The sequence below is a fragment of the Ureibacillus suwonensis genome (assembly GCF_042655065.1).
In the GTDB taxonomy this organism is placed as follows: domain Bacteria; phylum Bacillota; class Bacilli; order Bacillales_A; family Planococcaceae; genus Ureibacillus; species Ureibacillus suwonensis.
The window spans coordinates 1-563 of the sequence record NZ_JBHSNQ010000008.1 but is presented as its reverse complement, the minus strand read 5'-3'; the positions used below and the strand labels follow the sequence as shown (position 1 = coordinate 563).

1 rRNA gene is annotated in these 563 nt (G+C 51.8%); it reads right to left on the bottom strand.

Going from position 1 to position 563, the window contains the following annotated elements:
- Positions 1-125: 125 nt before the first annotated feature.
- Positions 126-563, bottom strand: a 16S ribosomal RNA gene (locus ACFPOH_RS00240); the annotation flags it as partial.

Genomic DNA, 563 nt, shown 5'->3' with positions numbered 1-563 from the left:
TATCGGTGTTAGTCCCGTCCTTCATCGGCTCCTAGTGCCAAGGCATCCACCGTGCGCCCTTACTAACTTAACCTTACGGCTTACGATTTGCTTGCGCCTCGTAACCCTTGATGGTTTGCTTTTCTATTAGAAAAGCGTAAGAACTTTACAGTAAATTTCTTGCTTTCAATGTCGTTTATCCAGTTTTCAAAGAACAAAACTCTTGANTCGGCGGCTGGCTCCCGGAGGGTTACCTCACCGACTTCGGGTGTTACAGACTCTCGTGGTGTGACGGGCGGTGTGTACAAGGCCCGGGAACGTATTCACCGCGGCATGCTGATCCGCGATTACTAGCGATTCCGGCTTCATGCAGGCGAGTTGCAGCCTGCAATCCGAACTGAGAGTGGCTTTTTGGGATTCGCTCCCCCTCGCGGGTTTGCCGCCCTTTGTACCACCTATTGTAGCACGTGTGTAGCCCAGGTCATAAGGGGCATGATGATTTGACGTCATCCCCACCTTCCTCCGTATTTGTACGGCAGTCTCCTTAGAGTGCCCAACTGAATGATGGCAACTAAGGACAAGGG